Annotated in this window: 14 protein-coding genes; all 14 read right to left on the bottom strand. The window is 40.1% G+C overall.

Going from position 1 to position 13,701, the window contains the following annotated elements; translation table 11 throughout:
• Positions 1 to 3: 3 nt before the first annotated feature.
• The 14 genes from ACFFIX_RS04365 to ACFFIX_RS04300 all read right to left on the bottom strand — a co-directional run bounded on the left by ACFFIX_RS04365 (position 4) and on the right by ACFFIX_RS04300 (position 13,602).
• The gene (locus ACFFIX_RS04365) at positions 4 to 1,770 is read right to left on the bottom strand and encodes an acyl-CoA dehydrogenase FadE (RefSeq protein ID WP_378930895.1); all 1,767 of its coding nucleotides are present in this window, start codon (positions 1,768 to 1,770) and stop codon (positions 4 to 6) included.
• 38 nt (positions 1,771 to 1,808) lie between these two features.
• Positions 1,809 to 2,525: a 2-phosphosulfolactate phosphatase gene (locus ACFFIX_RS04360; protein WP_378930894.1), complete on the bottom strand. Its 717-nt coding sequence runs from the start codon at positions 2,523 to 2,525 to the stop codon at positions 1,809 to 1,811.
• Positions 2,526 to 2,535: 10 nt separating this feature from the next.
• Positions 2,536 to 3,594, bottom strand: a complete 1,059-nt coding sequence (locus ACFFIX_RS04355) for a phosphotransferase family protein (RefSeq protein ID WP_378930892.1) — start codon at positions 3,592 to 3,594, stop codon at positions 2,536 to 2,538.
• Between the two features lie 25 nt (positions 3,595 to 3,619).
• Positions 3,620 to 4,021 (bottom strand): acyl-CoA thioesterase, encoded by a 402-nt coding sequence (locus ACFFIX_RS04350; RefSeq protein ID WP_378931173.1) that lies wholly within the window; start codon positions 4,019 to 4,021, stop codon positions 3,620 to 3,622.
• A 17-nt stretch (positions 4,022 to 4,038) separates the two neighbouring features.
• Positions 4,039 to 4,818 (bottom strand): enoyl-CoA hydratase, encoded by a 780-nt coding sequence (locus ACFFIX_RS04345; protein ID WP_378930890.1) that lies wholly within the window; start codon positions 4,816 to 4,818, stop codon positions 4,039 to 4,041.
• Positions 4,819 to 5,055: 237 nt separating this feature from the next.
• On the bottom strand, positions 5,056 to 5,931 hold the full coding sequence (locus ACFFIX_RS04340) for a 3-hydroxyacyl-CoA dehydrogenase family protein (protein ID WP_378930888.1): 876 nt from the start codon (positions 5,929 to 5,931) through the stop codon (positions 5,056 to 5,058).
• Positions 5,932 to 6,066: 135 nt separating this feature from the next.
• The gene (locus tag ACFFIX_RS04335) at positions 6,067 to 6,630 is read right to left on the bottom strand and encodes a TetR/AcrR family transcriptional regulator (protein ID WP_378930886.1); all 564 of its coding nucleotides are present in this window, start codon (positions 6,628 to 6,630) and stop codon (positions 6,067 to 6,069) included.
• Positions 6,631 to 6,692: 62 nt separating this feature from the next.
• Positions 6,693 to 8,309 (bottom strand): long-chain-fatty-acid--CoA ligase, encoded by a 1,617-nt coding sequence (locus ACFFIX_RS04330; RefSeq protein ID WP_378930884.1) that lies wholly within the window; start codon positions 8,307 to 8,309, stop codon positions 6,693 to 6,695.
• 77 nt (positions 8,310 to 8,386) lie between these two features.
• Positions 8,387 to 9,139, bottom strand: a complete 753-nt coding sequence (locus tag ACFFIX_RS04325; protein WP_378930882.1) for an SDR family NAD(P)-dependent oxidoreductase — start codon at positions 9,137 to 9,139, stop codon at positions 8,387 to 8,389.
• A 2-nt stretch (positions 9,140 to 9,141) separates the two neighbouring features.
• Positions 9,142 to 10,314 carry a thiolase family protein gene (locus tag ACFFIX_RS04320; RefSeq protein ID WP_378930880.1) on the bottom strand — a complete coding sequence of 391 codons (1,173 nt, stop codon included), beginning with the start codon at positions 10,312 to 10,314 and terminating at the stop codon, positions 9,142 to 9,144.
• Positions 10,315 to 10,357: 43 nt separating this feature from the next.
• On the bottom strand, positions 10,358 to 11,131 hold the full coding sequence (locus ACFFIX_RS04315) for an SDR family oxidoreductase (protein ID WP_378930878.1): 774 nt from the start codon (positions 11,129 to 11,131) through the stop codon (positions 10,358 to 10,360).
• Positions 11,132 to 11,146: 15 nt separating this feature from the next.
• Positions 11,147 to 12,373 (bottom strand): acyl-CoA dehydrogenase, encoded by a 1,227-nt coding sequence (locus tag ACFFIX_RS04310; RefSeq protein ID WP_378930876.1) that lies wholly within the window; start codon positions 12,371 to 12,373, stop codon positions 11,147 to 11,149.
• A gap of 363 nt (positions 12,374 to 12,736) precedes the next feature.
• A complete protein-coding gene (locus tag ACFFIX_RS04305) occupies positions 12,737 to 12,919 on the bottom strand; it encodes a hypothetical protein (RefSeq protein WP_378930874.1) in 183 nt (60 codons plus the stop codon).
• Between the two features lie 65 nt (positions 12,920 to 12,984).
• Entirely contained in the window at positions 12,985 to 13,602 is a 618-nt protein-coding gene (locus tag ACFFIX_RS04300; protein ID WP_378930872.1) for a carboxymuconolactone decarboxylase family protein, read from the bottom strand.
• Positions 13,603 to 13,701 lie beyond the last annotated feature (99 nt).

The raw sequence follows: 13,701 nt of genomic DNA, 5'->3' as shown, positions 1-13,701 counted from the left end.
CCTTTATGAACAGATATATTGTTCTTCTTCTAACTGTGCATCTGCAATGGAACGATTGCGTTCGACTGTACCTTCTTGTTCAAAGGCTTGAAGGTGATTTGAGAACAACGTTAGCAATTGTTTTCTCTTTTCGCCTGAAAGAATCCCATTTACTAGCTTCTTAGCTATATATTCACACTCTAGTAGGGCATTATTGACAACTGCACTCGTTAACTGTTCACGTAAATTGCTTCTTTCATTACGAGCTAGTGCCTGATCTGTTCTCGCCACACAAGATTCTACTGCAAACAAATTCATCGCTAAATCGGATAGTTTCATGAGCGTTTCTTGTTCTTCGACTAGCTTTTCACCACATGTTTCATACGCAACACCCATACATGCAAGCAGCACATTCCGGATTGCCTGTGTTGTTGCTTTCTCTTTATCTAGTAAACTCTCGAAGTGTCGGGGCTTAAGAGTCAGATCATGTAGAGCTTTTTGGACAATTTCTTCTAAGGAAAATTCCCCTTTTAATGCTCTCCGGAAAAAGTGAGTCGGTAGCAGTAAGCGATTAATTTCATTTGTTCCTTCAAAAATTCGATTAATTCGTGAATCACGGTAAATTTGTTCCACTTTGTATTCGCTTATAAAACCTGCTCCTCCATGTAACTGAAGCGCTTCATCTGCAATTTCATCGAGTGTTTCTGAGCCATAAACCTTACAAATTGCACACTCAATTGCAAATTCCATCATCTGCCTGCCAATTAATTTGTGGTCTTCACATCCGTAAAGATCCCCTAACGCACCTTCCAAAAGTCCTGCTGTTCGATACTGAATGGACTCGGCTGCATACAGTCTTGCTGCCATCTTGGCAATTTTCTCCTTAGTTGCTGGAAAATCTGCAATTCTTCGATTAAATTGACTTCGTTCTTTCGTATACGTTAACGCAAGCTTATAAGCGAATTTAGCTCCGCCCATACAAGCAGATCCAAGATTAAAGCGGCCAAGGTTTAAGACGTTTAAGGCGATTACATGTCCTTTTCCGACTTCTCCAAGGAGATTTTCAATAGGTACAAGACAATCTTCTAAAATAACAGATCTCGTCGAAGATCCTTTAATCCCCATTTTCTTTTCTTCAGGCCCGAGTGTTAGACCAGGAAAATCCTTTTCAACGATAAACGCTGTGAACTTAACTCCATCAACTTTTGCGTAAACAATAAAGGTATCAGAAAATACAGCATTTGTTATATAAAGCTTTGTACCGTTTAATAGATAATGTGTTTCGTCAGCGTTAAGCTTTGCGTTTGTTTTCGCGGCAAGTGCATCAGATCCTGAGCCAGGTTCTGTTAAACAATACGCTCCGAGATATTCGCCACTTGCAAGCTTTGGTAAGTATTTTTCCTTTTGTTCCTTTGTTCCGAAATACGTAATCGGCAGTGTAGCAATGCACGTGTGATTAGAATGTGCAACCCCATAGCCGCTAGTTCTGCCGATAATTTCACCGACTAAGCCTTTGCTAACCTTATCAAGGCCTAAACCGCCGTACGCTTCGGGAACACTATGGGCTAAAAGACCAAGATCTCCAGCTTTTTTTAACAAATTTACGACTATATCAAAGTTCTGTTGTTCAATTTCCTCAGAAAACTGATCAACTTCCTTTTCAATGAATTGTTTCGCTGTTGCGGCAATCATTTTATGTTCATCAGTAAAATCTTCTGGAGTAAAAGTTGTGGAAGACAGTGCTTGATGCATGAAGCTACCACCTTTTACAACTGTTTGTGTTTTGCTCAAAACCTTAGACCTCCTCTAACTAACGTATTGTACAACTACTAGATCAAGACCTTCTCACCGTCAAAATAAGGCACAATCGAAAAACAATCTTTTTGACTGATAAATGATACTTCTTCACTAAAGCCGTAAGTGGTGAGCATTTGCCCTACTCTCGAAAGTGAAAGTAAGTCTTCTCCTGTTTCACGATGACCTTGATAAAAAAGCAGTGCAGCACGAGCAGAATCAGTAAGATCGAGAACTAGTTTCTTCGTAAGAGAGTCAATTAAATGACCCGCTCCGTAAAAATCCTCCAGGCAAAATTGATTAGATGACCCGGAACAAACGACGACAATTGTCTCATCTTGATGCTCGGTGGCAATTTTATTTGCAACTGCCTCACCATTAAGGAGCGTGCAAATATAAATTTTTTTTGCTTCACTCGACTTTTTTATTGCAACCGTGCCATTTGTTGTTGACAGAATCATCGTTTTTCCGTCGACTACTTCTTTTAGCGCAGTCGGATTAGGGTCAAGAAAGCCTTCAATTGTTTTCCCCTCATACTCGCCTACTAACAAAGTCTCTTCATTTGGATAATCGCCTGAAACTTTTCTCGCCTCTTCACCATTTAAAACAGGAATGACCGCTGCTGCTCCATAATGAAGAGCTGTTGTAATTGTCGAGGTTGCAAGCAATACGTCAAAAACGACGGCTACTTTATCAATTATTTTTTCTTCATCAATTTCTTCTTTTTTCATTAGCACATGAAGCTTAGTCACTTACAACACCTCATTTTTCATTTGCTACCGTGAGTGCATGTTGGATGAGTATTTCGACAAATGCACCATATCTTAAAAAACGCTGATCATTCGTTTGCCCTTTGCGAAAACGGTAATAAATTTGCTGACAGATAACTGCAAGCTTAAAATAGGCAAATGTAAGGTAAAAATGCATATCCGATACATCGCGACCACTCTTCTTCGCATAGCTTTCAATAAATTGTTTTCTTGTATAAAAACCTGGCTTTGTCGTAACTGAAGGTTTTCCAAAACCACGTCGAAACAATTCTGGATCATCACTTTCTGTCCAATAACCCATTGCAGCACCCAGGTCGGCTAGAGGATCTCCGACAGTTGTCATTTCCCAATCAAACAAACCAGAAATTTCAGTTAATTCAGGAGTGAATAAGGCATTGTTCAGCTTAAAATCATAATGAATGACCGTTGGTGCACCAGAATGTGGGATGTGTGTTTCTAGCCACTTTGTCAGTAAATCCACTTCGCCTATTTCGTCAGTTTTTGCACGGTGGTAACGCCCAATCCATCCTGTCACTTGTCGCTCCATAAATCCTTCAGGCTTGCTCAATTTTTCAAGTGCTGTACCCTGGTACGGCACATTATGAAGAGCAACAAGAGTATCGACCATTACTTCAGAAACTTGCTTACCTAGCTCTTCCGTAGCTGTAATCCCTTCTGGAAAATCAGTATCAAGAAGGACTCCATGCTTACGTTCCATAATAAAAAATGGACTTCCAACAATGTCTTCATTCTTTGAGAAAACGAGCGGCTTTGGTGCTAATGGGAATAACGGGTTCAAATCAGCCAAAATAGCATGTTCCCTCTCCATATCGTGTGCTTTAGGTGCAACAGGTCCAAGAGGAGGTCTTCTTAGAACTGCCTCCCATTCACCAACTTTGAGCTCATAAGTTAAGTTGGAAGCACCTGTGCCAAACTGGCTGATCGATAACGGCCCCCATTCAGGTAAATTTGGGAAGTGTTCGGTTAAAAAAGAATGAAGCTTTGCTTGATTGAGCTCTTCACCCTTGCGAACAGGAATTGTAAGACTCATACTAAATCCCCCTTTTTTAAAAAAATTAAACTTTACAAAAGTGGCTTTCCAGGGATTCTCGCAGTGTTTCAGGAATGGCCTCACTTTTTTGTGTCTCGAAATTAAAATAAACAATCACTGCATTTGCTGTTGCGATGATGTTTTCAGTTTTTTCATCAATAATGGAATGTTCGAGTGTAAAACTCTTTGTCCCAATCTTAGAAACTGATGTGGTCGTCCGCAATCTTTGATTAAAGTACGCTTGACCGACAAAATCACATTTCGTTGATGCGAGGATGAACTGCCAATTATTTGAGTCCATGCTATAGCCTAGCTTTTCAAAAAATTGCACCCTTGCATCCTCTAGATAAATAAAGTAACTCGTATTATTTACATGGCCCAATGCATCGGTTTCACCAAAACGCACTCTCACACTTGTTTCATACATCACGTTAGGAAGCCTCCTTATTTATGAGTAAAGGCAGGTTTTCTTTTTTCAATAAACGCTTGGACGCCTTCTTTTATATCATCTGTTTGAAACACTTCTTCAAAAAGCTCTGCCTCTAGTTCAACGCCATCATATAGGGATTTGTTTAGACCCTCATCTACTGCTTTTTTGATGCGAGAAAGAGCAGGCAAGGAATGACGACTAATTCTTACAGCAAGTTGAAGTGCTTTTTCCAAGCCTTCACCTTTTGGTACGACATAATTAACAAGGCCTATTCTCTCTGCTCTTTCTGCATCAATAGGGTCTCCTGTAAACATTAGTTCTTTTGCCTTCGCCTCACCAATTGCTCGTGGTAAGCGTTGTGTTCCACCTCCACCTGGGAACAAGCCTAGCTTAATCTCAGGCAAGCCAATTTGAATATGATCCTCAGCAATTCGGAGATCACATGTTAAAGCAAGCTCACACCCGCCGCCGAACGTAATTCCATTTAATACCGCGATCGTTGGCTTTGAACAGTCATCGATTGCATTAAAGATCTGATGGTTTTCCATAAAATTTGATTTGATTCCTTGTTGACCGATTAACTGTGGAAACTCCTTGATGTCAGCTCCAGCCATAAATGCACGATCTCCTGAACCAGTTAAAATTATTGACACAATGCTTTGGTCATGTTCAAGTTCTTCAAACACTTCCTTTAACTCTTTCACCACTTGGTGATTCATGACATTTAATGGTGGGTTATTGATTGTAACAACCGCAACCTTTTCTTTTCTCTCAACTTTTAAAAAAATTCCCATTAGCTCTTCACTCCTTTTTTTGTAAAAAATAGAAAGTATATAATTTGTTACTAAGTCCCAGTTTCTGAATCCAGCTCCAGCGCCTAGCCCCGACGCACAGGACGTGCTAGTGCAGACAATGCGACAGGACGTCGCGTTCTTGACTGCCTCGAGGTCATAAGTCAATTCTAAATTGAAGGCAAAGAACGCCTTCTATTTAGAATCGCCTTATGCTATGCCTAAGGCTGAACAAGGCGCTTACGCTTTTTTTGTATACTCATACCAACCACGGCCCGTTTTTCTACCTAAGTCACCTGCAAGGACTTTTTCCTCTACACATGCATATGGTTTGTCGGCTGGATCACCTGATTCGGCATAGCGCTGCTGCATTACATAATACCCAACATCAAGTCCTGAGAGATCCATGAGCTCGAACGGCCCAATTGGATGGTTTAATGCTTTTTTGCAAATGATGTCAATGTCCTGATAATCTGCGTAGCCGTTTTCATAAAGGTAAACCGCTTCACGTTGCAATGCTCCTAAAATTCGGTTTGCGATAAAACCAGAAATCTCTCTTTTTAATAACACAGCTGTTCGGTTCATCTTTTTACTTACCTGCATCGTTAGCTCCGCTGTTTCTTCTGATGTTTGTTCACTAACAACGACTTCAACACAATCCATGACAAGTGGTGGGAAAAAGAAGTGCATGTTGACAATCTTTTCAGGGCGATTTGTGACTTCTGCAATTAAAGAGTTGACGATCGTCGAGCTATTCGATGCTAAAATGGCATGATCAGGAGCAAGTTTATCAAGTTCTTGAAACACCGCTCTTTTCACTTCTAGCTTTTCAACGATTGCCTCAATTACAAAATCCGTATCCTTTACTGCTTTCTCTAAATCCGTAGTAAAGGTTAGGCGATGAAAAGCAGCTTCTTTTGCATCCTCAGTGAGTTTTCCCTTTGCTACCCATTTGTTCATTATTCCTTCAAGCGTTGATTTAGCTTTTTCTAATGAAGCTTCATTTACATCTTGAATTGCAGTCGTAAAGCCACCTAAAGCACTTAGCATGGCAATTTGATGCCCCATTTGCCCTGCACCGATGACACTAATTCTTTGAATCTCTTGATTTGACATATGTATTCCTCCTTTGTTTATCGCTAACTAACCAGTCAGTATGTTAGAGCTTGAAAAGAAAAGGTGAATCATTGTGCCAGACCTACAACTTTATTTCCCAAGTTACTAGGTTTAACACGTTAGATTAACACCTAACTACTTTTCTAACCCCTCTAACACAATCTTCAAAAAGATTTCTGAAACTTCTTTATCGTTCACACGACCGTTCGGATCAAACCAGAAATAACTCCAGTTCGTCATTCCTAAAATGCTAAGCGTCACAATATCCACTGGCAGGTCACTGCGAAGCTCTTCTTTTTCAATTCCATGTTCAATAAGCTGTTGAATATTTAAGCGAAATTGATCTCGTTTAGGAACAATTAATTTTAAGTTTTCTTCACTTAAATTTCGCATTTCTCTAAAAAATACCAATGCACTTTGACCTTGCTTTTCAATATCAGAAATGAGCATATAAACAATTTCGTGAAGCTTCATTTTACTGTTTTTTGAAGGATGATTAATAATGTCTTCCTGCTTATTCAACAAGTCGTCAATATATTGTAGATGGATATCGTTTAAAAGCTGTTCTTTTGTAGAAAAGTAGTAGTAAAATGTACCTTTTGTCACTTTGAGAGCATCGACGATATCTTGGATGGACGTTTCTTTGAAGCCTTTTTTGGCAAACAGTTGGATGCTCTGCTCTCTAATTCTCTCTTTCATTTGTGAATTCCTCTCAATCTATTCTTCATTCTATTATCAAATTATAGCATAAGAGTGAGGAATTATTGTTTAGGAACCACTTCTTCACGTAGTGCACGTCTTAAGATTTTCCCTACATTTGTTTTCGGTAATTCGTCTCTAAACTCAATTTGAGTTGGGATTTTGTAGGAAGATAATTGCCCGCGACAATACGTGATTATTTCTTCACCTGTTGCAGTTTTGTTTGCTTTTTTTACAACAAATGCCTTAACAGTTTCACCACGATACTGATCAGGAACACCAATTACAACTGCTTCTTGGACTGAAGGATGTTCATAAAGGACTTCTTCAATGTCACGTGGATATACATTAAATCCACTTGCGATGATCATATCTTTTTTACGATCCACAATTGATAAATATCCCTCTTCATCAACACGTGCAATATCACCTGTATACAACCAACCATCACGAAGAGTAACGGCCGTTTCTTCAGGCATATTCCAATACCCTTTCATCACCTGAGGGCCTTTGACGATAATTTCTCCAAGCTCACCTGGTTTTTGTTCAATTGTTCCTGTTGCGACATCGACAATTTTATATGCAGTTTGCGGAAATCCAAGTCCAACAGTTCCTGGTTTCCTTTCAGCGAATGCCGGGTTGCAATGTGTCGTTGGAGCCGCCTCTGATAGACCATAGCCTTCTAAAATATTTGCACCTGTTTTCCCTTCAAATTCCTTTAGTAATTCAACAGGCATTGGCGCACTTCCACTATTACATGTACGAATCGAATCTAGACCATATTCATCTGCTTTTGGATGATTCGTAAGAGCAACATACATCGTTGGAACCCCTGGAAAAATCGAAGGCTGTTCACGTTTAATTGTTTGTAAAACTTCCTCTAAATCGAATCTCGGCAACATGACCATAGCGTTTCCACATAACACAGCAAAGTTCATACATGATGTCATCCCGAAAACATGGAACAATGGAATAACAGTTAAACATCTGTCCTCTCCAAGCTTTAGATCTTCCTTGAAAAACTCATAGGACTGAACAACATTTGCTACTAAGTTACGATGCGTTAACATTGCTCCTTTTGAACGACCTGTTGTGCCACCTGTATATTGTAAAACAGCAACATCGTGTTCTGGGTCAATTAAAACAGGTGCTACATTTCCAGTTTGTTTTGCTAAGAAACTTTCAAATGTAGAGTCTGGTTCCGCCGGAGCAACACCAGTCTGCAAGCTCACCGATATCACATTTTTTAGTTTTGTTTTTGCTTGAACCGCTTTTACCCGAGGATATAAAGCATCAAAGACAACAATTGTTTCTGCACCTGAGTCGTTCAGGATGTACTCAAGTTCTCTTTCAACAAGCATAGGGTTAATTTGAGTGACAATACTTCCAGTAGTAAGTGATCCATAATAAGCGACCACATATTGAGGACAGTTCGGAAGCATAATTGCGACACGGTCACCTTTTTGAACGTTAATTTGTTGCAGGGAGGATGCAAAAGCGAAAACCATTTTTGCTACATGTTCATACGAAAAGGTTTTTCCATAAAATGAAATAGCCTCATGTGTACCATAGGTTTTAACGGTTTGTTGTAGCATCTCAGGAAGCGATATATTCGGTATTTCAAGATCATGTGAAATATGTTCTGGATACTTTGCATACCATTGACTAGTATTCTCCATTTAAATCCCCCTAATATTGTCGCCTAAACTAATTTATGTGACTAAGAATGTTAAAATTGTAGTTCTTTGAACATCCTTTAATAAGCCAGCGTTCCACCATCAACTAACAGTGTTGTAGCAGTAACAAAAGAAGCATCTTCACTTGCTAAAAAGAGAACAGCTTTTGCTACTTCTTCCGGTTTCCCGATCCTACCAAGCGCATTTGCTTGGCTAATAATGCCCCATTTTCGATCATCTTGTTTCCAGCCTTCAATGATCGCGGTGTCAATGACACCTGGTGCAATTCCGTTCACTCGAATGTTTTGTCTCCCATACTCGAGGGCCGCATTTTGAGTTAATAAGATAACGCCACTTTTTGACGCATTATAGGGTCCAACATACTTTTTACCTTTGAAACCTAACATACTTGACGTATTTACAATCACGCCGCCACCGTTTTCAATCATTTTAGGAATGGCATATTTCATTCCTAAAAACACACCTTTGAGATTAATATCAATCACTCGGTCCCATTCTTCGACGCTCAGATCTGCTAGCTTTAATTCAGAATTGCCGACTCCAGCATTATTAAACAAAATATCAAGCTTCCCATAGTGGGAAATCGTTTCATTGACTAGGTTTTCAACCTGCTGTGCATCGGATACATTTGCGTGAATATAGTGAGCCTCTCCGCCATTGTCTTTGATCAGGGAAACGGTTTCCAAGCCCTTTTCTTCTTCAACATCGGAAACGATGACTTTCGCTCCTTCTTTTGCAAAAAGAATGGAAGTCGCTCGCCCAATTCCCCCTGCACCACCTGTAATGATGCAAACTTTATCTTGCAGCTTCATGCTTATGCCTCCCGCTCGATAATCGTTGCAATCCCTTGACCGCCACCGATACAAGCAGTAATCAATGCATAACGGCCACCACTTCTTTGTAACTCATACACAGCTTTTGTCATCAAAATGGCTCCAGTAGCTCCAAGTGGATGACCATGAGCAATTGCTCCACCATTGACGTTTAACTTACTATGATCAAATTGAAGTTCACGATCACATGCGAGTACCTGTGATGCAAAGGCTTCGTTTAATTCGATAATATCAATTTCATCTAATGATAGTTTTGCCTTTTCAAGAACTTTTTTCGTTGCTGGTACAGGTCCTATTCCCATGATGTTCGGATCAACACCTGCAACTGCATACGCTTTGATCGTCGCAAGCGGCTGTAAGCCTAACTCAGTTGCCTTTTCTCTAGACATCACAACAACGGCACTTGCCGCATCATTAAGTCCTGAGCTACTTCCAGCAGTTACAGTACCATTTTCTAAAAATGCTGGATGTAATTTTTCTAACCCTTCTAGCGTTGTGTTCGGGCGAGGGTGCTCATCTGCAGCAAACAGATAAGGTTCTCCCTTTCTTTGCGGAACTGAAATCGGAAGGATTTGTTCTTCAAAACGTCCCTCTGCAACCGCTACAGCCATTCGTTTTTGACTTTCTAGAGCATACTCATCTTGTTCTGCTCTACTAATCTCGTATTTTTTAACAAGATTTTCTGCCGTGATTCCCATTGGAGGATCGCCGATTTGTTTAGGTGAAAGCTTTGACGATCGAAATTTAGGTGGTGCTGGGCTAAATGGCTTACCAGGCTTATCCATTAAATACGGGGCACGTGACATACTTTCCGTCCCGCCAGCTACATAAATATCCCCTTCACCCGCAGCGATTGCCATCGCTGCAAGATTAATGGCATTTAAACCAGATCCACATTGACGATCTATTGTTAATCCTGGAATCGAGAGTGATAACCCAGTTTGTAAGGCGGTTAATCGAGCGATGTTCCCTCCACCACTCAGCACATTTCCAAAAAAGACATCCTCAACTGAGTCAGCGTCTACTTTTGCTCGCTTTAATGCTTCCTTGATAACCTCTGCACCGTATTCATGTGCGTCTAGGCTTGATAATGATCCACCTTGGCGTGCAATGGGTGTTCGAACAGCTGATACGATGACAGCATCTCGGTTCATGATTGTTTCCTCCTAGAATAGTAATCTTATTTTTTACATTCAATTAAGATGCGTGGGAGCCACCATCAACGATGAGAATATCTCCAGTAACAAAGTTAGAAGCTCTCGCTGCTAAAAATAAAGCAACACCCTTTAAATCACTGTCACTACCAAATCGACGAAGTGGTGTGTTTTCTAAGAAGCGATCCTTTCCATGCGCGATAAGTCCTTTTGACATTTTTGTTGGAAAGAATCCTGGTGCAATTGCATTGACCCGAATATTGTGTTGTCCCCATTTAACCGCTAAATCCTTTGTAAAGTTGATCACTGCCGCTTTACTTGTGTTGTAGCCAATCGTATCCATAAAGCGTGGATCTGATCCACCAAGACCTGCTACAGACGCAATATTAATGATATTTCCACTATTTTGGGCAATCATCTTTCTTCCTACTTCTTGGCTCATAAGGAAAGTTCCTGTTACGTTCACATTCATAACCTTATTCCATGCTTCTAAAGGCATATCAACAGCTGGTGCCCCCCAAGTTGCGCCACTGTTGTTTACTAAAATATCAATTCTCCCGAATCGATTCATCGTTTCTTCTACTACCTTTCGCACGTCCTCTTGATTTGTCACGTCACATTGCAATGCAAGTGTTTCTACTCCGAGAGCTTTTAACCGTTCTGCAACTTCAACGCAAGCCTCAACTTTTCTAGAGCACAGCACAACATTTGCACCCGCTTCTGCAAAACCTTCAGCAATTTGCTCACCTAAACCACGACCGCCACCAGTAATAATGGCAGTTTGTCCTCTTAAGTCGAATAGTTCTTTTACATGCATGTTAATTCCCTCCTCTTAAACCGTTTGTAATGATACATCATGTTTTTTCAGTTCTAACCGAGCGATTTGTGCGCGATGTACTTCGTCAGGTCCATCTGCTAGTCGTAACGTTCTTGCACTTGCCCATGAAGAAGCTAATGGGAAATCGTCACTAACACCTGCAGCACCAAATGCTTGGATAGCGCGATCAATTACTTTCAGTGCCATATTTGGTGCGACTACTTTGATCATCGCAATTTCTGCTTTTGCTGCTTTGTTTCCAACTGTATCCATCATATAAGCTGCTTTTAACGTTAAAAGCCTTGCTTGTTCGATTTCAATTCGTGAATCGGCAATCCACTCTTGAATAACACCTTGATTTGATAATGGTTTTCCAAATGTACTACGTTCTTGAACACGCTTACATAAATACTCAAGCGCTCGTTCTGCAGCTCCGATTAGACGCATACAGTGATGAATTCTGCCTGGCCCTAACCGACCTTGAGCGATAGCAAATCCCTTTCCTTCTCCTAAAAGAATATTAGAAGCCCGAACGCGTACATTTTCAAACGTAATCTCTGCATGTCCGTGTGGTGCGTCATCATAGCCAAATACAGGTAGCATACGCTCAATTTTCACACCCGGAGTGTCTAATGGAACTAGAATCATAGATTGCTGCTCATAACGGGGCGCATTTGGATCAGATTTCCCCATGACGATTGAAATTTTACAACGAGGATCACCTGCTCCTGAAGACCACCATTTACGTCCATTAATTACATATTCATCACCATCTCTTACGATACTCGCAGAGATATTCGTTGCATCTGATGAAGCTACATCGGGCTCAGTCATTGAAAAACAAGAACGAATTCTGCCGTCAAGTAATGGTCTCAGCCACTCTTCCTTATGTTCTTCTTTTCCATAACGAACTAATACTTCCATATTTCCTGTATCTGGTGCTGCACAGTTAAATACTTCAGGACCAATGGCGGAACGTCCCATAATTTCACAAAGTGGAGCATACTCTAAATTGGTAAGACCTGCACCCAATTCACTTTCTGGTAAAAATAAATTCCATAGTCCCGCTTTCTTTGCCTTTTCCTTTAATTCCTCCATAATAGGCGGAATATCAGACCATCTTGTTTCTTGTTCGTTTAACTGCTGTTTGTATGTTTTTTCACTTGGGTAAACATGTTCTTCCATAAACTCTGTTAGTTCTTTCTGTAGAGCCACTACCTTTTCTGAATAAGAAAAATTCATATTCTCCACTCCCTTTTTTTGTTGTTAAATATACCGCCCACACAAACTAACCGGTTAGTATGTAAATCTACCTCTATCATATAACGTTTCGAAGGAATTATTCAACTATTTTTCAAAAAATTCTAAAAATAGTAAAAAAGATTTTTCTAAATAATTCTTGGTTCACCTGAATTTGGGCAGACCACCCATTTCTTGGTTTCGCCGATAAAACGCGTGTTTTGGCCTATATATTAAACTTCCCTGCCGATAATGCGATATCGCATAATTATTGGTCTCTAAGCACTTCATTTACGTTCTATAGCAATAAAAAAGAAGAACAAGCCTATTGTTGAGCTCGTCCTTCTTTACTAAAGCGATATTCTGTTATTCGTTTCCTTTATATTGCCCATTATTTTTTGAAGCTTTTTCTTTCTTCGCTTTATCTTTATGAACTTTGTTTGCCGCCGCACTTCCTAATTCTTGACTGAATTCAGCGTCGGTTACGCTCGAGTTAAAGCCCTTTTTGTTTTTTTGTTCTGCATCATTTTTCTTTGTACGTTTTGCCATGTTGTTTCACTCCTTAAGAATAGTCAACATTAGTTTGTGGAGGAAACTTAATTTATATGAATGCATTATTCTTCCTGATAAGCTTTGACCATATTGGTAGCATGTGTGACAGCTCCACCAGATCGAAGGAGTGCAGCGACCATAATTGCTTCTGCTAGTTCTTCTTTTGAACTTCCTTCATTTTTTGCTTTTTTCGTATGACTTTCAATACAATAGGGACATTCAGTTGTATGTGCAACTGCAACGGAAATTAATTGTTTGAGCTTAGCGGTTAGTTTACCCGCTTTGGCCGCAGCTGCAAAGAATGCTTTTGTTGTATGTAAAACCTCTGTACTCAAGTCGGTTAGTTCGTTTAGGTTGTGGAGATTGACCCGGCTGTAAAGGGCTTCATTGTTTTTGTCTTCATAGCTGTTATGCATATGAATTCGATGAGCATATGCTCCTCCAGCTTCCAGTGCCGCTGTTACCATCACTGCTTCAAAAAGCTCTTCAAGCGATGCTCCATGCTTCTTCGCTTTTTTCGTGTGAAAATCTATGCAATATGGACACTCTGTTGAATGTGAGACAGCAACCGCAATGATTTCTTTTTCTTTTCTTGTTAAGTGTCCGTCTTGAAGAATTGCTTTGCTGAATGCTACATATGAAGCATAAATCTCTGGTGCAAGGTCTGGAAATTTTTTCATCAGATAGATATTATCTTTTGGGTAGAGATTGTCAGCCAAATTAAACCCCTCGCTTTCATGTATCTACCTTATTATTCTCGTTTAGAGGTTTGGTTAAAC

The organism is Metabacillus herbersteinensis, assembly GCF_042433335.1.
In the GTDB taxonomy this organism is placed as follows: Bacteria; Bacillota; Bacilli; order Bacillales; family Bacillaceae; genus Metabacillus; species Metabacillus herbersteinensis.
This window is presented reverse-complemented; position numbering and strand designations above follow the sequence as displayed.

Excerpts from the sequence above, each read along its gene's own strand:
- ACFFIX_RS04355 (WP_378930892.1), bottom strand. The coding sequence starts at position 3,594 with ATGAGTCTTACAATTCCTGTTCGCAAGGGTGAAGAGCTCAATCAAGCA.
- ACFFIX_RS04350 (WP_378931173.1), bottom strand. The coding sequence starts at position 4,021 with ATGTATGAAACAAGTGTGAGAGTGCGTTTTGGTGAAACCGATGCATTG.
- ACFFIX_RS04345 (WP_378930890.1), bottom strand. The coding sequence starts at position 4,818 with ATGGGAATTTTTTTAAAAGTTGAGAGAAAAGAAAAGGTTGCGGTTGTT.
- ACFFIX_RS04340 (WP_378930888.1), bottom strand. The coding sequence starts at position 5,931 with ATGTCAAATCAAGAGATTCAAAGAATTAGTGTCATCGGTGCAGGGCAA.
- ACFFIX_RS04335 (WP_378930886.1), bottom strand. The coding sequence starts at position 6,630 with ATGAAAGAGAGAATTAGAGAGCAGAGCATCCAACTGTTTGCCAAAAAA.
- ACFFIX_RS04330 (WP_378930884.1), bottom strand. The coding sequence starts at position 8,309 with ATGGAGAATACTAGTCAATGGTATGCAAAGTATCCAGAACATATTTCA.
- ACFFIX_RS04325 (WP_378930882.1), bottom strand. The coding sequence starts at position 9,139 with ATGAAGCTGCAAGATAAAGTTTGCATCATTACAGGTGGTGCAGGGGGA.
- ACFFIX_RS04320 (WP_378930880.1), bottom strand. The coding sequence starts at position 10,314 with ATGAACCGAGATGCTGTCATCGTATCAGCTGTTCGAACACCCATTGCA.
- ACFFIX_RS04315 (WP_378930878.1), bottom strand. The coding sequence starts at position 11,131 with ATGCATGTAAAAGAACTATTCGACTTAAGAGGACAAACTGCCATTATT.
- ACFFIX_RS04310 (WP_378930876.1), bottom strand. The coding sequence starts at position 12,373 with ATGAATTTTTCTTATTCAGAAAAGGTAGTGGCTCTACAGAAAGAACTA.
- ACFFIX_RS04305 (WP_378930874.1), bottom strand. The coding sequence starts at position 12,919 with ATGGCAAAACGTACAAAGAAAAATGATGCAGAACAAAAAAACAAAAAG.
- ACFFIX_RS04300 (WP_378930872.1), bottom strand. The coding sequence starts at position 13,602 with ATGAAAAAATTTCCAGACCTTGCACCAGAGATTTATGCTTCATATGTA.